We start from the raw sequence: 21,722 nt of genomic DNA on the forward strand, positions 1-21,722 counted from the left end.
TGCGCCACGGTGAAATCGTGTGGCGGCTGGCCGACCTACATGCGCGATTCCTTCCGCTGCTGCAGCGGATGGCTGTGATCCCACCTCGTCTGCTGCCGTCCCCAGCGCTTCGTCTTTGCGCTCGACGCGACTGTCGCTGGTGATCATCGTTGGCTGGCGAATCCGCTGGCCGACAGCTACCACACTGTCTGGTTCGAACTGCATGAGGACCTCATCGGACTGTGCGGGCTCACTCGGCAGGCCGAAGCGACAGCGGGCCGGGCGGGATGACAGCGACGACCTCAGCCCCGGTCCGTATACTCGACGGGGCCACTGGACTGAGCCGAGAGTTGCTGGGCGGCAATGCATTCAGTATCGAATGTATGCGTCAGCTCGGCATTCCGCTGCCCTCTGCCTTCGTGCTGACCGCGGATGTATGCCGCGCCTACTACGCGGACGGTCAGCAACTTCCGGCAGCGGCGTGGGCCCAGATTCCCTCTGCGATGTCCGTGCTGGAACAGTCCACTGGCCGTACCTTCGGTGGTGGAAACCATCCACTGCTGGTGTCGGTACGTTCCGGTGCGCCGATGAGCATGCCGGGAATGATGGACACCGTTCTCAACCTCGGCATGACCGATCAGGTGGAACAAGCACTGGCCGACCGGAGCGGCGACCCGGACTACGCCGCCGACACCCGCCGGCGCTTCGAGGAACAGTTCGAACGCGTCATCGGCACTGCGCCGCCCACCAACCCGTGGGAACAACTACGCCTGGCAGTCATCGCCGTGCTCGACTCGTGGCAGTCGCGCCGCGCCGTGGCATACCGGCGCGATCGTGGAATTCCGAAGGACGGCGGCGCCGCCGTCACGATCCAGGCGATGGCCGTTCGGGCCACCCAGTTTATAGGAGCCCGGCCGAGGTCGGCCGCCATCTACGGGGAGTAAATACGCTGAGCCAAGATTCTAATCGCGGGGCCCCGCGAATTCAGCACGACGTGTTACCGACATCGAACATTTGCGCGCGCTGCTCGTGTGGTGGGATGGGGCCCGGACTCCTGCTCGGCGGCTTTTGATTCGGTCGCGATCAGCACTGGCGGACAATGTTGTTCGCCTGGACGCGGTACCAGCACATTCGTGACTTGCGCGAGTTGCCGGAGAGGAATCGTTCAGGCGGGTACTTCGTTTTCTGAGCGGAATTCGGTGAGGTCGATCGGTGCCCCGGTGAGAGCGGTGACCTGTGCGGTGGTCACGTCGGGCGCTAGCTCACGCAGTGCCAGTGCGCCGTCGCCGACGACGTCGATGACGGCGAGGTTGGTGATGATCCGGTCGACTACGCGGCGTCCGGTCAGTGGCAGGGTGCAGGTGTCGACGATCTTCGGATTGCCGTCCCTGTCGGTGTGTTCCATGAGCACGATGACCCGGGCGGCGCCGTGAACGAGGTCCATCGCTCCCCCCATGCCCTTGACCATTTTTCCGGGCACCATCCAGTTGGCGAGGTCGCCGTGGCGTGATACCTGCATGCCGCCGAGGACTGCGATGTCGAGGTGGCCACCGCGGATCATTCCGAACGACAGGGCGGAGTCGAAGAAGGCGGCGCCTGGCTGGACGGTGACGGTCTCCTTGCCGGCGTTGATGAGGTCGGCGTCGACTTGGTCCTCGTGGGGGTAGGCGCCGGTGCCGAGGATGCCGTTCTCGGAGTGCAAGGTGACCTTGACGTCGTTGCCCAAGTGTGCCGGTATGGCGGTGGGGAGCCCGATGCCGAGGTTGACGTACTGGCCGTCGGTCAGTTCGGTGGCGGCGCGCGCAGCCATGGCGTCTCTGGTCCATCCTGTGGTGGTCATCGGTCGGAGACCTCTTCCATTGTGACGGTGCGTTTTTCGATGCGTTTGGGCTGAGGGCCGGTGTGGACGACCCGCTGGACGAAAACTCCGGGCAGATGGACGCGGGCGGGTTCGATATCTCCGGCGGGCACCAATCGTTCGACTTGGGCAATGGTGATCCGGCCCGCCATGGCGGCGAGCGGATTGAAGTTGAGCGCCGATTTCTCGAAGACGAGGTTTCCTGCGGTGTCCCCGAGGACGGCGTGCACCAAGGCGAAATCGCTGGTGATGCTGTGTTCGAGAACGTATGTGGTGTCGCCGAAGACTCGGGTTTCCTTCGGTGGGGAGGCAACCGCGACCGAGCCGTCGGCCGCGTAGCGCCATGGCAGTCCGCCTTCGGCAATCGGTGTTCCCACGCCTGCCGGGGTATAGAAGGCGGGGATGCCGGTGCCGCCGGCGCGTAGACGTTCGGCGAGGGTTCCCTGCGGGGTCAGCTCGACTTCCAGTTCACCGGCCAGATACTGTCGAGCGAACTCTTTGTTCTCCCCGACGTAGGAAGCTACGACCCGGCGAATACGCCTGGCAGACAACAGTATTCCCAGCCCGTGGTCGTCGACGCCGCAGTTGTTGGAGACCACTTCCAGGTCGTGTACGTCGGTCTCGGCAAGCGCGCAGATGAGCGCGTCCGGGATCCCGCACAGACCGAATCCGCCGACTGCGAGTGCCACGCCGGTGCCGATGTCGGCAACGGCGGTGGCGGCGTCGGGGAAGACCTTGGTACTCACTCGATTCCTTTCACTGTGTCCAGGTGATGTTGAGGTTCTCGCGCCGGGCGAAACGACCGAGATGGTCGGCAACAACCTCGGCGATCGCGTCGGTGGTCGCGCGAGTCTGCGACCGAACCCGGATCGTGAGGGCGTGTTCGTCGGCTTCGAAGTGCACGGTGTACGCGCCGTATCGGTCGTCAGCGTCGAAGTACATGACTATCGATTCGCCGTCTTCGATCCGCTCGGTGTGCTCGCCCCAATGCCCGACGAACTGCTTGACATAGCGGGCCGCTCGTTCGGTCGCCACGATCAAACTTCTCGTCCGATACATCGGCTCAGTACCCTGCGGTGAACCGGGTGTTCAGGAAGCGGGCGTTCTCGATCTCGTCGACCATCGCTACGGCGAGATCCTCGTAGGACAGGACGGCTTTCCCGTCCTTGCCCACTACGGGGGTGTCCAGTGCGGTGCGGTAGGTGCCACGCCGTTCACCCGGTTCGAAATGCACGGGTGGCGGCGAAACGAACGTCCAGGTCACGCCGCAGTCGGCGGCGTGGAGGCGGTAGAAGTCGAGCGCCGCAGCCTGGGTACGCGCGGACTGGAGGAAGGCCGGCGGAAAGTTCGGTGCGTCCAGGATTCGGGTGCCTTCGGGGGTGAGCAGGCTGCCGCCCCCACCCATGTGCAGAAGACGTGGGCGTAGTGAGTCCAGGGAGGTTATCGCCTCGACCATCGTCTGGGCGACGTCGAGAACGGGGCTGCGGGAAGGGTTGCCCACCGCGACGACGATGGCATCGACGTTTGCGGCGAGGCCGGTGATGAACTCGACGTCGGTTCCGTCGCCGCGCATCACCTTGGTGCGCGAATCCGCCTGAGCACGTTCGATGTTGCGCACGATCGACAAGACATCGTGTCCTCGTGAGGTCGCCTCGGTGGCGATGCGCCGCCCCCCGGCGCCTGCGGCGCCGAATACCGCGATAGTGGCCATGGTTCAGTTCTCCCCGTTCTCGGGACCGATACCGGCGATTCGCCAGGTGTCGATATGGTCGGCGGCCGTGATCTGCAGGCCTCCGTCGGTGATGCACTCGGCCGCCACCGCCCGCCAGTCCCAGTAGTGACCAGTGCTGCGGTGTCGAATCTCGAAAGCTTCGCGGCTGGAATAGATTTCGTGGAGATAGAATCGGGTGGGCACCTGTTGATCCTGATGTACGTGGAATGCCAGACATCCGTAGTCGCCGTGTAGGGAAGACTGGGCGTTGGCGGCGATGCCGGTGATGAACTTCTCGATCTTGTCCGGCTTGACGTCGACGGTGACGAGGACGGTGTGGGCCCGACTCGGGTGGCGAAGGTTATCGGAAGCCGGCTCGGTGGCGGTCATGGCGATTTGCCCCTGGTCGCGGTCATCGAATGTGAACGGGTAGATGCAGTTCCTGGCGGGCCAAGAAGTCCGCGATAGCGCAGGTGTAACGCTCGGCGGAGTCGGCTTGGCAGAGCGCGAAGAAGTACTCGGCGTGCCGGTGGACGGCTTCGAGCAGGCGGCGATCGCTCTCGGGCGCTGCGGTCGTCAACTCGCGCAGCGAGGACGTGAAGGTTCCGCACTCGATTGCCCATCGGGTTGCTATCTCGTCGAGCGAGGGATCGGCAGCGCCGGCCCGCTCGGCTTCGAACAGAATCCGTTCGCGCTGCGGCAGAGTCGAGACATCGACCAGGGCTTCGATCAGGCTCTGCGCCGATTCGGCAAGTTCGAGAAGCAAGCACAGCCGGGATCGGACCGCGGGTGCGCCTTCGGTGGCGACGGCTAGGTAGCGCGCCGCCGCGGCAACGTGTATGTAGCACCGTCCCAAGGCGGTTCGGTACATGTTGTCGCTCATGGTGTCCATTGAGTTCAGCTCGTTCGTGAGTGCGGGCATGCAGCCGGATGGGGCCGCCGGACCCCGCTCATAGGGTGCGGCGGCTCGCTGTCAGAGGGTGAAGGTACGGCCGATGCCGGCCCACACGTCGTCGTAGTCGCTCTGGCGGTAGGCGGCCGCCATCGCCTGTTCGGAAACGATGAGCGGGAGCCGGGTTTCGAACATGAAGGCCAGCGTGTTGTCGACCTTCTGCGGGACCAGTTCGGTCGTGGATGCCTTGTCATAGGTCGCCGCGTCGGCCCCGTGTGAGGTGAAGCAGTTGTGCAGGCTGGCGCCGCCGGGGACGAATCCGTCGGCTTTGGCGTCGTAGACGCCGTGAACCAACCCCATGAATTCGCTCATGATGTTGCGGTGGTACCACGGCGGCCGGAAGGTGGTCTCTCCGACCAGCCAGCGCGGCGGGAAGATGACGAAGTCGGCGTTCGCGGTGCCGGGTACGCCGCTTTGTGAGGTCAATACCGTGTAGATCGACGGGTCCGGGTGATCGAAGCTGATGGTGCCGATCACCATGAATCGGGACAGGTCGTATTTGTACGGGGCGTAGTTCCCGTGCCAGCCGACCACGTCGAGAGGGGAGTGGTCGTAGTCTGCGGCCCACAGGTTTCCGAGATATTTCTGGATGACGGTGACCGGTTCTTCGCGGTTCTCGTAGGCCGCGGTGGGATGCAAGAAGTCGCGGTGGTTGGCCAAGCCGTTGGCGCCGATCGGACCGAGTTCGGGTAGGGCCAGCATGCGCCCGTAGTTCTCGAGAATGTAGCCACGCGCGCGCTGGTCGCCGAGAACGACGCGGAACCGGATGCCGCGAGGGATGACTACGATATCGCCCGGTCCGACGTCGAGCACACCGAGTTCGGTGTGCAGGATCAGCGCGCCCTCCTGTGGCACGATCAGCAGTTCGCCGTCGCTGTCGACGAAGTATTCGTCGCGCATGGAGGCCGTTGCGCAGTAGAGATGGATCGCCACTCCGTCGTGGCTGCGGACATCTCCGGTGCCGCCGAGGGTGAACAGGCTTTCCACAAAGGTGACCCGGCCGTCGGGGAAAGGCCGCGGATCCCAGCGCAACCGATTCGGTTCCGGCGCGGCGGAGGTGATCGGGCTGGCCAGGATCATGCCCGAATCGATCCGGCGGAAAGGCGGATGTGCGGCCGAAGGGCGTATCCGGTACACCCACGTGCGTCGGTTGTCGTGGCGCGGCGCAGTGAAGGCGGTCCCGCTGAGTTGTTCGGCATACAGGCCCAACGGAGCGCGCTGGGGGCTGTTTCGACCTTCGGGCAGCGCCCCGGCCACCGCCTCGGTGACGTGGTGGTTTCCGAACCCCGGCAGATAGTGCCTGGCCGCTTGTGGCTGCGCCGAGATCGCCTCGACGTCGAGACGCTCACGGATTCCGGTCACTTCTCGGCCCTCCTGTTCTCATCGTTTCGTGACGGTGCTTGTCAGCTCGATCGCACTGTGTTTTCATACAAGCGTATTTAAACGATGGCGTCAAGAGTTTGGAGTCTGGAATGGGCTACCCCGACCTGCCCCGTACCCAGCTGTTCATTGCAGGGGAGTGGGCTGATTCCCAAGGGGGCGAGACCTTTTCGGTCATCGACCCGAGTACCGAGACCCAAATCTGTGAAGTGGCAGCGGCGGCGCCGACCGACGTCGATCGCGCCGTCACCGCGGCGCGGCACCAGTTCGACGGCGGTGAGTGGTCGCGTATGTCGGGTGCGGAACGGGCGCGGCTGCTGATCCGGCTGGCGGAGCTGGTCGAGGCCAATGCCGAACACTTCGCCGCTCTCGAGGCCAGGGAGGTGGGCAAGCCCTACGCTGACACCCTTGCAGTCGATGTGCCGCTGGCGATCGAAACCTTCCGGTACTTCGCGGGCTGGGCCGACAAGATCACCGGCGCGACGGTTCCTGTTCCCGATTTCATGGGCAAGCTGCGGTTCTCCTACACCGAGCGGGTCCCTGTCGGTGTGGTCGCTGCGATTACCCCATGGAACGCGCCGACCATGATTACCAGCTGGAAGCTTGCCTCCGCGCTGGCGGCGGGCTGCACGGTCGTGCTCAAGCCCGCGGAGGACGCTCCGCTGACCTCGCTGCTGCTCGCCGAACTCGTCGCGGAGGCCGGCTTTCCGCCTGGCGTGTTGAATGTCATCCCCGGGCTCGGTGCCGTCGCCGGGGCGGCGCTGACCGAACACCCCGGCATCGACAAGATCTCCTTCACCGGCAGTCCCGATGTCGGCCGGATCATCGCCCGCGCAGCGTCGGAAAGCTTCAAGCAGGTGACGCTGGAGTTGGGCGGGAAGTCGCCGCAGATCGTGCTTCCCGGGGCCGACGTCGCCGAGCTTGCCCCGGTGGCCGCAGCCTCGTTGTTCGCCAACAGCGGGCAGACCTGCGCGGCCGGCACCCGCGTACTCGTGCACCGGAGCCTGGTCTCCGAAGTCGCCGAGGCGCTGCGCGAGCAGGCCGCCGCACAGCGGCTCGGTGATCCCTTCGATGCCCGCACCACCATGGGAAGTCTCATCAACGCCCGCCAGCGTGATCGCGTCATGGACTACGTCGCGGCGGGCATCGAGCAGGGGGCGACCCTGGTCACCGGCGGTAAACATCGTGAGGGCCCCGGTTTCTTCGTCGAGCCGACCGTTTTCGTGGGCACAAACGATCTGACGATCGCGCGGGAGGAAATCTTCGGGCCGGTCGGCACGATCATTCCCTTCGACGATGTCGACGACGCCATACGCCTGGCGAACGACACCCGATACGGGCTCGCCGCGGTCGTCTGGTCTCACGACATACCCACGGTGCTGTCGCTCACTCGCCGCCTGCGAGTCGGCGCGGTGTGGGTGAACGCCTGGGGCGCACCCGATCCCCGCCTGCCTTGGGGCGGCACGAAGACCAGCGGCATCGGCCGCGAACTGGGCCTATCGGGTCTACACGCCAATACGGAGGAACGAGTTGTCAACATCGTCTACTGATCCCCGCACCTCGGCCGATCTCGCCGATCGCGTCAGGAGTGTCCACCGCTACTACCCGACCGGGGTCACGATCGTGACCTCCGCGATCGACGGTCGCCCCTTCGGACTGGCGGTCAACGCCTTTTCCAGCCTCTCGTTGGATCCGCCCATGGTCCTGGTGTGTGTGGCCGCCACCGCGGCCTCGTACCCGGGCCTGTTCCAACAGGACCGGATGGCGGTCAACATCCTCGCCCACGACCAGGCAGAAGTCGCGCAGACCTTCGGCCGCTCCAACCCCGACAAGTTCACTTCGGTTGCATGGAAGTTGGGTGAGCATGGAGCGCCGCTGCTCGAGGGTGTCGCCGCGTCCTTCGAATTGCGCATCGAATCCCGCATTCCCGCCCACACCCACTCGATATTCGTCGGACGGATCCTCGAGGCGCACACGAGTGAGAAGTGGCCGCTGCTCTATGTCGATCGGCGCTTCTTCGACAGCACGACCGTGCCGGAGTTGGTGCCGGCGCTGGAAGGAGTACAGCCATGAGCACACACAACCGTGCCTGCGTGGAACAGATGTGGGTCGAACTGGAAAAGACGCACGACATTTCGGTTCTCGACCGCTATTTCGACGCCGGCTACGTCCGCCGTGTCGGCGCGGGATCGCAGGACCTCGACGGATGGAAGAGCACCCTCGGCGCGCTCTACCGCGCCTTCCCCGATCTGACCACCACCGTCGATGTCACGGTCGCCGAGGGGGACTGGGTCGCCTATCGGTGGACCTCGACCGGTCGCCACAGCGACACCTACTTCGGCGTCCCGCCCACCGGCAAGCCGGTGACCGCAGTCGGCATCACTATCAACCGGTTCGAGAATGGCAGGATCGTCGAGGAGTACTCGTCGTGGAACAAAGTCGACGTCCTGCACAGTCTCGGCATTCTGCCCATCGCCGCGTTGTGAGCCTCACCGTCATCGCGCGGCTTATTGCCCGCCCCGGCGCCCGCGGCATGCTGACGGCCATAGCTCTGGCGAACGCGCAGGCCTCGCTGACCCGCGAGAACGGCGGCTGCCTCCGATTCGAGGTGCTGGCAGATATCGATGACGACCGTGTCGTTCAATTGGTGACGACTTTCCGGGATCAGGACGCTTTCGAACGGCACCGTCGGACAGACCATTTCGCCGCTTGGCTCACCGAATCCGCACCACTGCTCGATCCTGCCCACCCCAAAACTCATCATTACGCCACGAGCGTGTGATGCCGGGTCGGCGGACTACCGTCCGCCGACCCTCCTCTACTGTGCACGTCCCGGTAGGATCGGTATTTATGCCACGCATCGTTGATCACGATCAGCGGCGTGCGGAATTGGCCGCCGCCGTGTGGAAGATCGTTGCCGAGGAGGGGGTCGCTGCGCTGACCGTGCGGCGGGTCGGTGACGTCGCGGGATGGAGTGGTGGGGCGGTTCAGTACTACTTCCCCACCAAGACCGCGTTGCTGAAGCATGCCTTCGATCTGGTCGCGGCCAAGACCGCGGCCCGATTCGCTGAGGTTGCCGAATCGTCGACCCCAGAGACTATGCTGCGCGACACCATCATGGCTCTGCTGCCGACCACACCCCAGATCTCGGCCGAGAGCGAGATCTGGTTCGCTTTCCTCGGTTTGGCGCTGGGAGATCCAGCACTGCGCGCATCGGCGGAGAAAGGACACGGCGACATCGTGCTCGCGCTGCGCAAGCGGGTGGCGGCGGCTCAGGAGGCGGGTGTGATAGATACCCGCCATGATGTCGACGATGTGACGGTGGGTCTGCTGGCACTGTGCGACGGGATCTGCGTGCAGGAGCTTTATCGCCCGTGGGATCTGTCGGTGGCGCGGATAGAACGCATCGTGGACGAGCGGTTCGCAGAACTGGCCCCGGCCCACAGACGGAGCGAACCCGTCCACGCGAACTGAGTGCCCGGACACGGCCGAGGGGGCGGTGCCGAAGCACCGCCCCCGAGCGCTTGTCCGGGAGTCGATCAGGAACTCGGCTCGAGCGCTGTCGCCAGCGTGATGGTGCCACGAACCTCCCCGAGGGGCAGGCGCTCGGGCCCGGCCACGGCGGAGATGACCACCTCGTCGCCGTCAGCGAGAAAGGCGCGGCGCGTGGTGTCCTCGCCGAGCTGTACCGGGCGAGTGCCGTTCCAGGAAAGCTCGAGCAGCGAACCCTGTCCGCCGGGATCGAATGATGAGATTGTCCCGGTGCCGTACAGGTCACCGGTGCGCAGTGATGCACCGTTGCGGGTCATGTGCGCCAGCTGTTGCGCCGGTGACCAGTACAGCCCTGCCGCGAAAGGTTGGGAGAGCTGATGTCCGTTGATCGATACATCCAGGTGGATGGCGAGATTCCGCGGTTCCGCGACCGCCAAGTAAGGCTGCACGGCCGGTGTCTGCTCGGGGCCTTGAACCCAGTGCCGCGACAACGCCTCCAGCGGGACGACCCAGTTGCCGATGCTGGTGGCGAAGGACTTGGCGAGGAACGGCCCCAGGGGCTGATACTCCCACGCCTGGATGTCGCGTGCGCTCCAGTCGATCAGCGGAACCACGCCGAAGACGTGCTCGGCGAATGCCGTGGTGGGAACGGGTGTTCCGTGCTGGGATCCGGTGCCCACGATGTAGCCGAGTTCGGCCTCGATATCGAGGCGCTCGCTTGGGGCGACGACGATGTCCTCACCTTGCCGCAGCTGGCCTACCGGGCGCCGAACGGTGGTGCCGGACGCCACCACGGTGCCCGCGCGACCGTGGTAGCCGACCGGCAGATGCCGCCAATTGGGTTTGAGTGGCTCCTCGTTCGGACGCAGGATCCGGCCGGCGTTCGTGGCGTGCTCGATGCCCGAGAAGAAGTCGACGAAGTCGGCGACTTCGATCGGCAGCAGTACCTCGACCGTGCGCTGGTCGTGCAGGCCGCGGTCGCCACTACCGGCCACAATCTGTTCGACCCGTTCGCGGACCTCGCTCCAGAATGCTCGTCCTCGCGCCATGAAGGCGTTCAACGAGGGCCGGGCGAAAACCGGATCGTCGAAGTGGGCTGTCAGGTCGAGTACTTGGGTGCCTACGGCCACACCGGCTCGTGGCGTGGCACCCGGTGGACGGAATACACCGTAAGGCAGCACCGCACGGCCGAAATCGATGACCGTCACAGCCATTTACCTCCGTCGGTCACCACCAGCGATCCAGTGGTCAGGCGCAGGTGGGTGACTACACCGAGGATCGACACCGCGACGTCGTCCGGATCGGCCAGGACCTTCAGCGGGGTGCTGGCGGCCTGTGCGGCGACGGCTTCTCGATCGCGGCCGGGAACGAAATCGGTGTCGACCGCGGCCGGGGCGATGCTGACGAAGCGGATGGTCGGCCCGAGTGCGCGCCCGAGCGAGCGTGACAGGCTGTCGAGCCCCGCCTTGGACGCACAGTAGGCGACGTTGCTGCCGGATCCGGTGAATCCCGAGATCGACGAGACGTTGACGACCACGCCGTCTCCGGAAGCCTCCAGCAACGATCGCAGAGCGCGCACGGTGGCGAACGGCCCCCGCACGTTGGCCGCCAGAATCTGGTCGAATGTGGTGTCGTCGAGTGCATCGAGGTCGTCGTGGGGGATTCGGACGGTCGTGCCACCGGAATTGATCAGTACATCGACGCGGCCGAAGACAGATGCCAGCTGCTCGGCGGCCGCGGTGAGAACCGCGGTGTCGAGGATGTCGATCGGCACGGTGAAATGTCCCTCGCCAGGCAGTGACTCGACTACCTTCTCAGCGCGTTCGCGCCCGGAGCGGTACCCGACCGCGACCGTGGCGCCGACTTCGGCGAGGCGAACGGCGGTCGCTGCGCCGATGCCACTGCTGCCGCCCACAACGACAGCATTTCTGCCGTGCAGATCGTAGATGCCGAGGCCGCCGCTGCGGACCTGCTCCACGGCGGTCACAGGTCGCTGTGGTCGGTGGTGTTCAGCACCCGACCGGTCGCGCCGACGATGATCTGCTTTCCGATGTTCTCGGCCGCTTCCCAGCCGAAAAGCCTTCCTTTGGAAGTGATTTCGTCGTTCGTGGTGTCGATGACGATGGTGCCGTTGAACGCCACCGATGTGTCCGACCAGGTGAACAGGTACAGATTGTCGGCGATCTTGTACGCCGAGGTCGGCTCGACTCCACCCATGCCGGCTTCCGGCCCGGTGAGCCCGTGCCAGCAATACCGGTTGGGTTCGAGGTAGAGATGTTCGAAGGTGTGGGTGTCGCTGTACCGCCAGTACACGCGCTTACCGACAAGGTCCGAGCTGAGCGGGAGCTCCGATTCGGCGGGCCGGTCGACCCCGGCCTGCAGGACGCGGGTTTCCTCGGCCGCTCCAGTCGGGCCCGAGGCCATGCGCGTGTGGACCACTACGGCGTGATCGGCACCGATGACTGCGAAGTACGACGACTGCACCCGCGGGTCGGCGATGACGGCGCCGATGAGGCCCTGCCCCACTGGGAAGGCCTCGACCTCGAGCGTGCCGTCGAGGAATGTCCAGTCTCCGGGCGTGGTCGTGACGATGTCGACGGTGTCGAGGGCGAACGCTAGTGTGCTGATGCCGCCGCCAGTCCAGTGCAGCGCGATGGTCCGGCTCGCGAGTTGGTCGACTGCGGCCGGGCGCAGACCGTCGTGGTTTGGGAAAAGCTCGGCCATCGAGACATCGTTGGGCGGGCGGTAACCGCTGGTGTGGCTGGTGACGCTCATGAATAACTCCTGAATAGAAAGACTTCGGCAGATCTCGGGGTGACTGGGGTCAGTCGGATTGGGACATGTCGACCGGAATCCCCAGCAGGTGCTTGCCCGGCAGTTCCAGGTGGACCTCGCGGTAGTAGAAGTGGCGGATCGCCGCGCTCAGGTCGCGCCACACCCGGTCGTAGGGTAGAGACTTCAACGTTGCGGTGGCACCGACCAGGTCCAGTACCGCGTTGACGGCTTCGAGACAGAGCTCGGCCGCGAGCACCGGGGCGGACTGCATGTCGGCGAGCTGCTGGGTGGTCAACTCCTCACCGGCGAGCAGGGAGTCGGTGATCCCGCCGAAGGTGCTGAGGGCGTAGGCGCGGGCGGCCTGGTACTGCGCGTCGATCTTCGCGGTCTTGATCTGGATGTATGACGAGGCCTTGACCTGGGAGCCCCATTTGGTCTTTGCCTTGTCCAGGTGTGTATACAGCAGGTCCAATGCGTGGCGCGTGACACCGAGCACGACACCGACCTGGTTCCCGGTGAGGGTGCCGTAATGGCGGCTCAGCGGCGGCACATCCGGCGAGGCGTAGAACTGGTCGGCGTAGCGGTAGCTGTGCGAGGCGGGGATCTCGACTCCGGAGATCTCGTAGTCGCAGCTACCGGTGGCCGACATGCCGGTGGTGTGCCAGTTCTGGTGGCGGATAATGCCTTTGTTCGGGAACCAGGCAACGATGAGATCGGGGTCGCCGTTCTCGTCGACTTGCGGCACGTCGTCGACGTGACGACGGAATCGGCCCAGGATCACATCCGCGTCGATGTTGCCGGTACCGAAGCGCCAGCGTCCCGACAACCGATAGCCTCCGTCGACCACCTCCGCCTTGCCGGGCGGATTGAACGATCCGGCCGTCGACATCTCCATCGACGGATAGATCTCCTGGGCAACCCACCGATCGAGACGACCGGCATACAGGCCACTGTCGGCCATGATGTTGACCGCGAAACCTACCGATCCATCCAGACGAGCCAGCGCTTCGAGAATGCGGATCTGGTCGTCTATACGGACCTCGGGGCCACCCCACTCGCGCGGGAAACCCATACTGTAGACGCCTGTTTCGCTCAGCGCCTGCTTCACCTCGGGCGTGAAGTGTCCCAGTTCTTCCATGGCGTCGGCATGGTCGCGGATGAGCGGTGCGATGTTCTCGATGCGCCGCAGGATCTCCTCGGCGGAGGTCGGTGGTTTGCCGTCCCAACGGGCTGCGACGGCGATATCTGTCGCTACGGACACGGATGCTCCTCAGGCGGTGATGACATCGGTCTTTTCAATACGAGCGTATTGATAAATCGGATCGTATGGCGCGGATTACCTGCCGTCAAGCGCCGAGTCGAATCGATGCCTGGGGGTTGACAATGTGAGCGGGATCATTAAATTACGTACGTATGAAAACGGTCACCCTGGTTCAGGGTGACTCGCAGTCCGAGTGCTTCCTCACCCGTAGCCCCCATGGGTGATACCTGCGCATCCCACCAACCACCACGGGCGACCATCCGTGCCTCCAGCCGCTGTGGCGGCTGTCGCCTGTAGCTTCATATGTCCGCGCCGCGGACCCGACCGATCGAGGATTGCCGATGACGACTCACGACAGGCCTGCAGCGCCGCCACCAACTCGCACCCTCGGCACCATGCGGATCGTTATCCTGATCATCTCCGCATCGACACCGCTTGCGACCATCGTGGGAACGGCCCCCCTCGGTTTCGCCTTCGGAGGGGCCAGCCTTCCGGCGACCTATCTCATTTCCGGATTGCTCATCTTGTTGTTCTGCGTGGGATACACCCAGATGAGCCGACGTATCACCCGTCCTGGCGCGTTCTACAGCTACATCACGCGGGGTATCGGACGGCCCGCCGGCGTCGCCGCCGCTTGGCTGGCGCTGGTGTCGTACACAACCTTCCTCGCCGGATGCTTCGGCATAGCCCCGTATTACGCCAGCCTCATTCTCGAGCAGCAACTCGGAATCCACGTTCCGTGGCCGCTGTATGCGTTACTGCTGTTCCTGGCGGTGGGAGTGACGGCATACCGGCGCATCGATTTCAGTGCCGCACTGCTGGGGCTGTTCGTTACCGCCGAGGTCGCCTGCCTCGTGGTGCTCGACGTCGTGATGATCGCCACGGGCGGCGTGCACCTGCTGCCGACCCACGTCTTCTCCCCGTCGGTGGCGTTCGGTCCGGGTGTCGGGGTGGCCTTGGTCTTCGCCATCATGTCCTTCGTCGGCTTCGAATCGGCCGCACTGTATGCACCGGAAGCCCGCAATCCGCGGCGGACGATCCCGCGCGCGACCTACATTGCCGTCGGCGTGATCACCGTGGTGTATTGCCTGACCACCTGGCTGGCCGTTGGCGCCCGTGGCATCGACTCGGTATCCGGTGCCGCTTCACGGCAGGTCGGCGACTTCTTCTTCGCCATCAGCGATGAATACGTCGGCAGTTGGCTCACCTCCACCATGGCGGTGCTCATGCTCGTCGCCCAGTTCGCGGTCGCGCTCGCCATTGCCAACGCCACCGCCCGTTACACCCAGGCGCTGGCCAAGGAACGGCTGCTGCCGGGCTGGCTCGGCGCCGGCCATCCGAAGTTCGCCTCCCCACACCACGCGGTGATCGCACTGCTGATCATCAGCGCCGCCTTCATCTTCGGCGGCTGGATGATCGGATGGGATCCGTATCTGGACCTCAGCTCGGTGCTGTTCGGATTCGGGGTGGTCGGAATCGTCGCCATCCAGGCCGGCGCCTGCCTGTCGGTGATCCTGTTCTTCCGCAAGGACTCCGGCTTCCATTGGTGGAAGACCCTGCTCGCCCCGGCGATCGGAGGGATCGGGCTCGTCGCCGCGTTGATCCTCATCGTCGACAGCTTCTCGCTGGTCTCCGGCAAGGACAGCCCGGTGGTGGGAGCCCTTCCCTGGTTGTTGGTCGTCGCCACCATCGGAGGCGCGCTGTACGGACTACACCTGCGGCGCCGCCACCCCGAACGCTATGAACTCCTCGGCGCCGGCGACACCGCGAGCGAATTCGACGACGTGATTTCCCCGGAGATCTGGGATGATCCGACGCCGCCGTCGAAACCCGAGACCGAGCTATCCGACACCGCTGAACAGAAGTAACCGCGCCCGAACTCTGGGCTCGGCTTACCCCTGCCGCCCAAACCGGAAGATGACGAAACGCCCAGGCCGCGACTCCTCGAAGTCTTGCCGACTCCCTTCAAAATCTTTCTGATGCAACGGCTTTCGTCTACGCAAAGCCTGAATCCGCCGGAAAGTGAACGCAGCGATCCACTGCGCGGACACATCGAGTAAGTGAACAAAACAACCTTCAGCGTGCGCTGACCAGCTGGTTGACGCTGGAACGCGTTCGCTCACCGATGCCGAATTCCAGTTAATTCACCGAACGTGCCGCTGCCACTGTTCGGACAGCGACGGAAAACGCAATGAACGTCTAATCGAAATATTTGCCAAAAAGAAAGGGAAATGATGGGAACTCTCAACCGAGTGGCCGCAGCGACAGCGCTGACGGCAACAGCATTGGCCGCGATGGCGGCAACCTCGGGAAACGCTGCGGCACAAGACCCTTCGGCACCGGACACGACTGTCCGAGTGCAGATCCTGCCCGGGATCGAATACCAAGGAAATGCTGCAACACAGTCCGCGCAGATTTCCAGCCCGTTCGGAAACGTGACCACCGACGCCGGGGCCTACAGGATCCAGGATGCCCAAGGGAACCTCGTATTCGGATCGCCGGGCAACAAGCAAGTTGCTGTCGGCGCGCAAACACCGTCCGAGGCGCCCGCCCCACAGAAAAACCAGACCGTGGAAACGGCCGCTGGCACCGTCGCACCGGCCGCGGCGGTCAGCGACGATGCCCCTCGCGATCCTCGAGCAGACGTCAATGGAGCGATCGGGGTTGTCGCGACCAATTTCGGTCTGGCTACCGGCGTCGGAGCAATGGTGGGCGGTATCGGCGGCGCGCTGATCGGGTGCCCCATAGGGGCGGTCACCGGCGGGCTGGTCGCTGTGCCGACCTCGCTGGCCATGTTGTCCGTACCCGCCGCGGTATTCGGATGCCTCCTCGGCGCCGGAACCGTCGGGGGCGTCGGAGCGATCGTCGGCGGTGCCATGGTCGGAGCCCCGGTCGGCATCGCAACCGCGGTCGACCAGTACAACAAGCTGCACGCGCTGGGTGATCTCTGAGGACTCGCTCCTCCGGTGTTACTGCGACCGCCCGGCTCCCTCGGATTCGGGCGGTCGAGATCCGCCGGCAGCAAGGGATGTCGGCCGAAACCCGGCTAGTGCTGCCGGCTTTGGATACTTCCAGCCGATCGAATGTTTGTTCAGGTGGACGAGCGGCGCTATACGTTTTCAGCGCGTCGAAAGGGCGTATTCAGCGCTACGCGAACTTGGGAAAGCGCGAGGTGGGGTTCCCCCGAGAAAGTGGACAAGGTTAGCTTGCTTCGGGGGTAGTTTTGAGGGACTGCTCGTAGTCGATCGGTGAGCGCATCCCGATCGCCGAGTGTCGCCGCCGATGATTGTAGAAGTGCATCCAATTGTCAACTGCGGCAATCAATTCCGTCTTGGTGGCGTAGGTGTGCCGGTAGTAGCATTCGTGCTGTGCGACGCGAAGTCGCGTGTGTGAGTGAGCTTCTCGATAGGAGGCCCAGCGCAACGCAGGACGCCGGACGGCCGGAATCGACGGACAGACAGCGCTTTCCGCCGAGGCCCGCGCGGAGGTGGCGGTGCGGGTGCATCGTTCACGGTCGTCGTGGAGCCGGTGCCGGTCCGGCGGGTGTATATCCCGAAGGCCAACGGCGAACAGCGGCCACTGGGCATTCCGGTGATCATGGACTGGTGTCATCAGGCCCGGGTCCGCAACGCATTAGAGCCCGAGTGGGAGGCCCGGTTCGAGCCCCGTTCGTATGGGTTCCGGCCCGGCCGCAGTTGCGCCGATGCGATCGGTGCCTTGTATCTGACGCTCAAAGGGCCACGCGCCCAACGGGTGTGGATTCTCGATGCCGATCTTTCGACCGCGTTCGACAACATCGGACACGCCGCGCTGCTCGATCGCCTCAGCTCGTTCCCCGCCAGGGATCTGATCGAGGGTTGGTTGCGGGCCGGTGTGCTCGAAGACGGGGAATTCGCACCGACCGACCGGGGCTCGCCCCAGGGCGGTGTGATCAGCCCGTTGCTGATGAACGCGCCTGGAGGAGGCCGCAGGAGTGCGTTACCGAACCGGCGGCATCACCGCCGGGCGGACGGCGGCCGGTGCTCCGGTCTTGGTGAGGTATGCCGACGACCTGGCCGTCTGCTGCTATTCGCAGCAGCAGGCCGAACAGGTCAAGGTGAGGCTGGCGCAATGGCTGACGCCGAGTGGGCTGTCGTTCAACCAGGACAAGACACGCATCGTGCATGTCGAGTCCGACGGCGGCTTCGACTTTCTTGGCGTCACCATCCGCCGGTATCGGCAGCACGGGCCTCGGCCCTCGAAGCTGCTGATCACACCGAGCCGGGACGCGGTCAAGCGTATCCGTAAACGGCTCGCGCTGGAGATGCGCGGGCTGCGCGGCTCCAACGCGGCGGCGGTCATCGCCCGGCTCAATCCGATCATCCGGGGTTGGGCGGCCTATTACCGGCCAGTGGTGTCCAGCAGAGTGTTTGCCGCGCTGAATCACTATGTGTGGTGGCTGACTTTCCGGTGGGCCTGCCGCACTCATCCTCGCAAGCCGAGGCGATGGATCGCTCGCCGCTATTTCGGCACGTTCAACAAGTTCCGCAACGACCGCTGGGTCTTCGGGGACCGCGACCACCGCAGCAGTGGTGGCGGGGTTCCTCACCTGGTCAGGTTCGCGTGGACGAATATCGTCCGGCACCAGCTGGTTACGGGTTCGGCATCACCGGATGATCCCGAGCTGCGTGACTATTGGGTGGCGCGGCGGCGGAAGGTGAAGCCCGCATTGGACAGCTACAACCTGCACCTGCTCACCCAGCAGGACGGGCGCTGCCCTCTGTGCGGGGATCCTGTGCTGTCCGCCGACCAGCCACCCGAATCACCCGAGGAATGGGAACGGTGGTGGCTGGCCACCATCCGGCGCGCTATCGCCGCTGACCATCTCACCCACCACGGGCAGCCGGACGGAACCCGAACCCGCCTCGTCCACACCGCCTGCCACCGTTCCCTGCGCGCTCGACAACGCAGGGGCACAACAGTTTCCGCATAACCGTGAACGCCCTCGGGGGCTTGCTTGAGCCGTATGCCGGGCCAACCGGCACGTACGGTTCTGAGGGGGCGGGGACGCCGTAATGCGTCCCCGCTACCCGACTGAATGTCGACCACAGCGATTCCACGCCGGCGTTGTCCCAGCAAATCCCGGTGGCTCCTGCCGAGCGGAGCAAGCCGTGCCGGGCGCAGGCTTCGGCGGTCGCGGCAGCGGTGTATTGGCTGCCCCTGTCCGAGTGCAGAATCGTGCCGCGGCAGCGGCCACCACGAACGAACACGGCCCGGTCCACGGCGTGCACGACCAACTCAGCGCGCATGTGGTCGGCGATTGCCCACCCCAGTACGCGCCGGGAATGTTCGTCGCGGATCCTCGACAGCTCTGTTCTGGGGGCAGGTCCGCGCCGCGGCACCAGTAGGGGCTTGTCCGGTGACGCGGCGCGGTGGGGTTTTCGACCGGGGGCGGTCGAGTTACCCAGCTGGGAGGATTGTGACGGTGGCGTTGGTGCCGTCGACCTCGATGAGGGCGCCGTCGGGGATTCTTGTGGTGGCGTCGTTGGCGGATACGACGCAGGGGATGCCGAGTTCTCGGCTGACGATGGCGGCGTGGGAGAACGGTGCGCCGACGTTGACGACCACGGCTGCTGCGGCGACGAAGAGCGGAGTCCAGGAGGGGTCGGTGATCGGCGCGATGAGGATGTCGCCCGGTTCGAGTGCGGATGGGTCGTCGGCGGAGGTCAGCACGCGGGCGCGGCCGCGGGCGATGCCGGAGCAGCCGGATACGCCGGAGATGGTTTCCCCGATGGCGAGCAATGTGCTGGTCTTCTCGGAGCGGCGTCGCCATGTGTCGACCGCCGGGGCCTGGCCCGCGACGACGAACGGTGGTTCGCGGTCGAACAGATCGAGGTAGACCGTTTCGCGCTCGCGCAGGATTGTGGTGAACCGTTGCGGATCGGTGAGGTAGTCGTCGAGTTCGTCGGCGAACAGCATGAAGATCTGCTCTGCGGTGTCCAGCACCCCCGCTGCGACACCTCGCCGACCGAGTTCCAGTGCGGGCAGCCGGATTTCGTGGATCACCATTGCGGCAGTGGTGCGGGCCCGTTCTCGGCCGCGTAGCCACAGTGCGGCCGCGGCAAGGGTCGCTTCGAACTGCGCACCGAGTTCGGCATCGGCAGCGACCAGTTCGCGGATCGCGGCCGTCGCGGACTCGCGTTCCTGGACTCGTGCGCTGTTCTTGGCATCCGGTGCTTCGTCATCGCCGACGTGCCGCATCCGGTCGATGGTGGCCAGCGCGATTTCTGGTTTGACGCCCCAGGTCGCCGCGCGGATCTCCCACTCCGCCGGGCCGCGGAAGTCCCAGTCCCGCAGGAAGACGTCGAGATCGCCGGTGAATTCCTTGACTACCGGGTCGTCGCTGGCGGTGAGGCGGTCGTACAGTCCCGCGACTCCTTCGGCGAACAATGTGCCGACGGCGGGCGCCTGCGCGGCACGGCTCAGGGTCCACATCCGGGTGGACGGTCCGGTCGAGTCGACGTCGCCGATGCCGCTGACCAGGCTGAGGGCGAGATCGGGTCGTGCGAGCGCGGTGGCGATCTGGGCTACCGCACCGAGTCCTACGCCGCATTTGAGGCTTGCTTCGATGTGGTGCTGGAACAGCGGCCGCAGGATGTAGTCGAACGAGGTGATGCGTTCGCGCAGTTGCTGATCGGTCAGCGTGACGATATCGGGTCGGTTCGCGCGGATCTCGACAACAGCGCGGCGGTCGTTGTCATATGCGGTGAGTGTGGTCGCGCCGATCACCTCTTCGAGCAGCCATGCGCCGGCGGCCGCCTCGTGCTCGGGGCTCTCGTCGAAGTCGCGTCGCTCGCTCTCGTAGCTCGGGATGCCGGGCATATCGCCGAAATATTGGAGATCCACCGCCTCGGGTGACATGCCGGGGACGCGTACGCCGAAGAGCCGCATCAGCGACATGTTGATGTAGAGGTAGCTACCGAAGGCCGGGATGATGTTCTTGTCCACGGCCGCGTCATAGAGGTCCTGGTTCCATACCCGGCACGCGACGAAGGCATCGCGCCAGCCCGGTTCGAGGTTGTGCTGGAAACCCGCAGACGCGTTCAGTGGGCTGATCGGGTCGGGGAAGATCTCCCCGACATTGGCCCGTGAGTACAGGGGAAACACCTTCGACGCATCGTCGTTGATGGGCCATTCGGCCATCGGAAGCCTTCTTTCCACGAGACGACCGGGGTCGCGCGAGCATCGCGCTGCGGTCTGTTAGCGACTGTACATTCACAGTTTGCTGTGATTGCAGTCACGCTGTCAAGTCTCTGCGAGGAGGAAAATGGGCAACGGTGACCGATGCGTCCGTCGGCGGATGCTTGGTAAATCACCATTAAACGCAGGATAACTCTACCGATTTCTTCATTCGAGGGTGATCCCGGGATGGCATCCAGGGCGAATTGCGAGTGGACAAATATGTGAACAAGTAGTCACAATCAGTCTGAAGTCGGTGATAGGCGCCGAGCGGAGTGCCGGAGAAGGGATCAACGGGATGCGGATCATGGTCACCAACGACGACGGGATCGACTCGCTCGGCCTGTCTACGTTGGCGCAGGAGTTGCACGCTGCCGGCCATCGGATCGACGTCGCGGCACCGCTGTCGGATCACAGCGGTAGTGGCTCGTCCCTGGGCACGCTCGAGCACGGAACCGATATCGCGTACGAAGAGACTCGGTTCGACGGCCTGCCGGATCTTCGAGTGATCGGATTCGATGCTCCGCCGGCCTTCGCCGTGTTGGCATTTCGCAGCGGATTGTTCGGTCCGCCACCGGATCTCGTGATCAGCGGAATCAATCCGGGCCACAACACCGGTCGATTGGTCCTGCATTCGAGCACGGTCGGCGCCGCGTTGTCCGCGGTCGCGCTCGGGATGCGGGCGGTCGCGGTGAGCTGCGGGTTCGCTCCCGCGCATCGTTTCGATACCGCGGCGGCGGTCGCGGTCGCCGCGGTGGGGTGGATGGAACACAGTGCGCCGAACACGCTGCTCAACATCAATGTCCCCGATATCGACCTCGCCGCGATCAAGGGAGTGCGGATGACCACCCTGGCCCCACGTGGCCTGATGGGTCTGTCGCTCGAGCGATCCGCGGGGTCGGTTCGCCTGCTTCGCTACGACAACACCGAAAAGCTCGGTGTGGGAACCGATTCGGCGGCGGTCAACGACGACTTCGTCGCGGTGAGCGCGCTACGCGGGGTGACGACCGATAACAACAGCGACGCGGTCGAGGCCGCGGCGGCAATCGAGGCCGCACTTGCGATCCGCGCCGCCGCGGTGTCGATCACCGATTGA

At 64.9% G+C, this 21,722-nt stretch carries 24 protein-coding genes and 1 pseudogene; 11 read left to right on the plus strand and 14 right to left on the minus strand.

The genetic code is table 11. The annotated features are described in order from the left end of the window. Positions 1 to 362 precede the first annotated feature (362 nt). Positions 363 to 923, plus strand: a complete 561-nt coding sequence (locus AB0L58_RS29360) for a PEP/pyruvate-binding domain-containing protein (RefSeq protein WP_364391413.1) — start codon at positions 363 to 365, stop codon at positions 921 to 923. Between the two features lie 221 nt (positions 924 to 1,144). On the opposite strand, the gene AB0L58_RS29365 is transcribed toward AB0L58_RS29360, so the two are convergent. The 7 genes from AB0L58_RS29365 to hmgA form a co-directional block, all read right to left on the minus strand. Continuing rightward, positions 1,145 to 1,819 carry a 3-oxoacid CoA-transferase subunit B gene (locus AB0L58_RS29365; protein WP_364391415.1) on the minus strand — a complete coding sequence of 225 codons (675 nt, stop codon included), beginning with the start codon at positions 1,817 to 1,819 and terminating at the stop codon, positions 1,145 to 1,147. Next, on the minus strand, positions 1,816 to 2,583 hold the full coding sequence (locus AB0L58_RS29370; protein ID WP_364391417.1) for a CoA transferase subunit A: 768 nt from the start codon (positions 2,581 to 2,583) through the stop codon (positions 1,816 to 1,818). The genes AB0L58_RS29365 and AB0L58_RS29370 overlap by 4 nt, the downstream gene beginning before the upstream one ends. 10 nt (positions 2,584 to 2,593) lie before the next feature. Next, positions 2,594 to 2,872: a DUF2218 domain-containing protein gene (locus AB0L58_RS29375; protein ID WP_364391420.1), complete on the minus strand. Its 279-nt coding sequence runs from the start codon at positions 2,870 to 2,872 to the stop codon at positions 2,594 to 2,596. A 28-nt stretch (positions 2,873 to 2,900) separates the two neighbouring features. Further along, positions 2,901 to 3,548, minus strand: a complete 648-nt coding sequence (locus tag AB0L58_RS29380; protein WP_364391422.1) for an NAD(P)H-binding protein — start codon at positions 3,546 to 3,548, stop codon at positions 2,901 to 2,903. Between the two features lie 3 nt (positions 3,549 to 3,551). Next, the gene (locus AB0L58_RS29385) at positions 3,552 to 3,938 is read right to left on the minus strand and encodes a putative quinol monooxygenase (protein ID WP_364391424.1); all 387 of its coding nucleotides are present in this window, start codon (positions 3,936 to 3,938) and stop codon (positions 3,552 to 3,554) included. 22 nt (positions 3,939 to 3,960) lie between these two features. Next, on the minus strand, positions 3,961 to 4,431 hold the full coding sequence (locus AB0L58_RS29390) for a hypothetical protein (RefSeq protein ID WP_364391426.1): 471 nt from the start codon (positions 4,429 to 4,431) through the stop codon (positions 3,961 to 3,963). 90 nt (positions 4,432 to 4,521) lie between these two features. Next, the gene (gene hmgA / locus AB0L58_RS29395) at positions 4,522 to 5,862 is read right to left on the minus strand and encodes a homogentisate 1,2-dioxygenase (protein ID WP_364391428.1); all 1,341 of its coding nucleotides are present in this window, start codon (positions 5,860 to 5,862) and stop codon (positions 4,522 to 4,524) included. A 110-nt stretch (positions 5,863 to 5,972) separates the two neighbouring features. Between hmgA and AB0L58_RS29400 the strand changes: the two genes are divergently transcribed. The 5 genes from AB0L58_RS29400 to AB0L58_RS29420 all read left to right on the plus strand — a co-directional run bounded on the left by AB0L58_RS29400 (position 5,973) and on the right by AB0L58_RS29420 (position 9,354). Then, complete coding sequence (locus AB0L58_RS29400; protein ID WP_364391430.1) at positions 5,973 to 7,430, plus strand: aldehyde dehydrogenase family protein; 1,458 nt, start codon at positions 5,973 to 5,975, stop codon at positions 7,428 to 7,430. Next, positions 7,411 to 7,953, plus strand: coding sequence for a flavin reductase family protein (locus tag AB0L58_RS29405; RefSeq protein WP_364391432.1), 543 nt, complete (start codon positions 7,411 to 7,413; stop codon positions 7,951 to 7,953). Before AB0L58_RS29400 ends, AB0L58_RS29405 begins: the two co-directional genes overlap by 20 nt. Next, on the plus strand, positions 7,950 to 8,366 hold the full coding sequence (locus AB0L58_RS29410) for an ester cyclase (protein WP_364391434.1): 417 nt from the start codon (positions 7,950 to 7,952) through the stop codon (positions 8,364 to 8,366). The genes AB0L58_RS29405 and AB0L58_RS29410 overlap by 4 nt, the downstream gene beginning before the upstream one ends. Then, positions 8,363 to 8,662: a putative quinol monooxygenase gene (locus AB0L58_RS29415; RefSeq protein ID WP_364391436.1), complete on the plus strand. Its 300-nt coding sequence runs from the start codon at positions 8,363 to 8,365 to the stop codon at positions 8,660 to 8,662. The genes AB0L58_RS29410 and AB0L58_RS29415 overlap by 4 nt, the downstream gene beginning before the upstream one ends. A 68-nt stretch (positions 8,663 to 8,730) precedes the next feature. Further along, entirely contained in the window at positions 8,731 to 9,354 is a 624-nt protein-coding gene (locus AB0L58_RS29420) for a TetR family transcriptional regulator C-terminal domain-containing protein (RefSeq protein ID WP_364391438.1), read from the plus strand. 65 nt (positions 9,355 to 9,419) lie between these two features. Here AB0L58_RS29420 and AB0L58_RS29425 read toward each other — a convergent pair whose 3' ends face one another. From AB0L58_RS29425 to AB0L58_RS29440, 4 genes are read right to left on the minus strand one after another with little or no spacing between them, the layout of a single operon-like run. Continuing rightward, positions 9,420 to 10,586, minus strand: coding sequence for a fumarylacetoacetate hydrolase family protein (locus AB0L58_RS29425; RefSeq protein WP_364391440.1), 1,167 nt, complete (start codon positions 10,584 to 10,586; stop codon positions 9,420 to 9,422). Next, positions 10,577 to 11,359, minus strand: coding sequence for an SDR family oxidoreductase (locus AB0L58_RS29430; protein ID WP_364391442.1), 783 nt, complete (start codon positions 11,357 to 11,359; stop codon positions 10,577 to 10,579). The genes AB0L58_RS29425 and AB0L58_RS29430 overlap by 10 nt, the downstream gene beginning before the upstream one ends. After that, positions 11,356 to 12,147, minus strand: a complete 792-nt coding sequence (locus AB0L58_RS29435) for a MoaF C-terminal domain-containing protein (RefSeq protein WP_364391444.1) — start codon at positions 12,145 to 12,147, stop codon at positions 11,356 to 11,358. The genes AB0L58_RS29430 and AB0L58_RS29435 overlap by 4 nt, the downstream gene beginning before the upstream one ends. Before the next feature lie 49 nt (positions 12,148 to 12,196). After that, positions 12,197 to 13,408 (minus strand): acyl-CoA dehydrogenase family protein, encoded by a 1,212-nt coding sequence (locus AB0L58_RS29440; protein WP_364391446.1) that lies wholly within the window; start codon positions 13,406 to 13,408, stop codon positions 12,197 to 12,199. 395 nt (positions 13,409 to 13,803) lie between these two features. Here AB0L58_RS29440 and AB0L58_RS29445 point away from each other — a divergent pair, with 395 nt between their 5' ends. Both AB0L58_RS29445 and AB0L58_RS29450 read left to right on the plus strand, forming a co-directional pair. Further along, positions 13,804 to 15,276 carry an APC family permease gene (locus tag AB0L58_RS29445; RefSeq protein WP_364391448.1) on the plus strand — a complete coding sequence of 491 codons (1,473 nt, stop codon included), beginning with the start codon at positions 13,804 to 13,806 and terminating at the stop codon, positions 15,274 to 15,276. 384 nt (positions 15,277 to 15,660) lie between these two features. Next, complete coding sequence (locus AB0L58_RS29450) at positions 15,661 to 16,359, plus strand: hypothetical protein (RefSeq protein ID WP_364391450.1); 699 nt, start codon at positions 15,661 to 15,663, stop codon at positions 16,357 to 16,359. Between the two features lie 250 nt (positions 16,360 to 16,609). On the opposite strand, the gene AB0L58_RS29455 is transcribed toward AB0L58_RS29450, so the two are convergent. Continuing rightward, on the minus strand, positions 16,610 to 17,020 hold the full coding sequence (locus tag AB0L58_RS29455; protein WP_364391452.1) for an IS3 family transposase: 411 nt from the start codon (positions 17,018 to 17,020) through the stop codon (positions 16,610 to 16,612). Here AB0L58_RS29455 and AB0L58_RS29460 point away from each other — a divergent pair. Together AB0L58_RS29460 and AB0L58_RS29465 are read left to right on the plus strand one after the other, a co-directional pair. Then, a pseudogene (locus AB0L58_RS29460) lies at positions 17,006 to 17,299 on the plus strand (reverse transcriptase/maturase family protein); the annotation flags it as partial. The gene AB0L58_RS29455 and the pseudogene AB0L58_RS29460 sit on opposite strands and share 15 nt — an antisense overlap. Before the next feature lie 82 nt (positions 17,300 to 17,381). Next, entirely contained in the window at positions 17,382 to 18,380 is a 999-nt protein-coding gene (locus tag AB0L58_RS29465; RefSeq protein WP_364391454.1) for a group II intron maturase-specific domain-containing protein, read from the plus strand. Here the strand turns inward: AB0L58_RS29465 and AB0L58_RS29470 are convergent. Both AB0L58_RS29470 and AB0L58_RS29475 read right to left on the minus strand, forming a co-directional pair. Beyond that, on the minus strand, positions 18,274 to 18,789 hold the full coding sequence (locus AB0L58_RS29470) for a DDE-type integrase/transposase/recombinase (protein WP_364391456.1): 516 nt from the start codon (positions 18,787 to 18,789) through the stop codon (positions 18,274 to 18,276). The genes AB0L58_RS29465 and AB0L58_RS29470 overlap by 107 nt on opposite strands. A 58-nt stretch (positions 18,790 to 18,847) precedes the next feature. Further along, positions 18,848 to 20,590: a PEP-utilizing enzyme gene (locus AB0L58_RS29475; protein ID WP_364391458.1), complete on the minus strand. Its 1,743-nt coding sequence runs from the start codon at positions 20,588 to 20,590 to the stop codon at positions 18,848 to 18,850. A 334-nt stretch (positions 20,591 to 20,924) separates the two neighbouring features. Between AB0L58_RS29475 and AB0L58_RS29480 the strand changes: the two genes are divergently transcribed. After that, positions 20,925 to 21,722 (plus strand): 5'/3'-nucleotidase SurE, encoded by a 798-nt coding sequence (locus AB0L58_RS29480; RefSeq protein WP_364391460.1) that lies wholly within the window; start codon positions 20,925 to 20,927, stop codon positions 21,720 to 21,722.

Source organism: Nocardia sp. NPDC052112, from assembly GCF_040680135.1.
Lineage (GTDB): Bacteria > Actinomycetota > Actinomycetes > Mycobacteriales > Mycobacteriaceae > Nocardia.

Coding starts and splice junctions, on each gene's coding strand:
- AB0L58_RS29360 (WP_364391413.1), top strand. CDS start 363: ATGCGTCAGCTCGGCATTCCGCTGCCCTCTGCCTTCGTGCTGACCGCG.
- AB0L58_RS29365 (WP_364391415.1), bottom strand. CDS start 1,819: ATGACCACCACAGGATGGACCAGAGACGCCATGGCTGCGCGCGCCGCC.
- AB0L58_RS29380 (WP_364391422.1), bottom strand. CDS start 3,548: ATGGCCACTATCGCGGTATTCGGCGCCGCAGGCGCCGGGGGGCGGCGC.
- AB0L58_RS29385 (WP_364391424.1), bottom strand. CDS start 3,938: ATGACCGCCACCGAGCCGGCTTCCGATAACCTTCGCCACCCGAGTCGG.
- AB0L58_RS29390 (WP_364391426.1), bottom strand. CDS start 4,431: ATGAGCGACAACATGTACCGAACCGCCTTGGGACGGTGCTACATACAC.
- AB0L58_RS29400 (WP_364391430.1), top strand. CDS start 5,973: ATGGGCTACCCCGACCTGCCCCGTACCCAGCTGTTCATTGCAGGGGAG.
- AB0L58_RS29410 (WP_364391434.1), top strand. CDS start 7,950: ATGAGCACACACAACCGTGCCTGCGTGGAACAGATGTGGGTCGAACTG.
- AB0L58_RS29420 (WP_364391438.1), top strand. CDS start 8,731: ATGCCACGCATCGTTGATCACGATCAGCGGCGTGCGGAATTGGCCGCC.
- AB0L58_RS29425 (WP_364391440.1), bottom strand. CDS start 10,586: ATGGCTGTGACGGTCATCGATTTCGGCCGTGCGGTGCTGCCTTACGGT.
- AB0L58_RS29435 (WP_364391444.1), bottom strand. CDS start 12,147: ATGAGCGTCACCAGCCACACCAGCGGTTACCGCCCGCCCAACGATGTC.
- AB0L58_RS29445 (WP_364391448.1), top strand. CDS start 13,804: ATGCGGATCGTTATCCTGATCATCTCCGCATCGACACCGCTTGCGACC.
- AB0L58_RS29455 (WP_364391452.1), bottom strand. CDS start 17,020: ATGACACCAGTCCATGATCACCGGAATGCCCAGTGGCCGCTGTTCGCC.
- AB0L58_RS29475 (WP_364391458.1), bottom strand. CDS start 20,590: ATGGCCGAATGGCCCATCAACGACGATGCGTCGAAGGTGTTTCCCCTG.
- AB0L58_RS29480 (WP_364391460.1), top strand. CDS start 20,925: ATGCGGATCATGGTCACCAACGACGACGGGATCGACTCGCTCGGCCTG.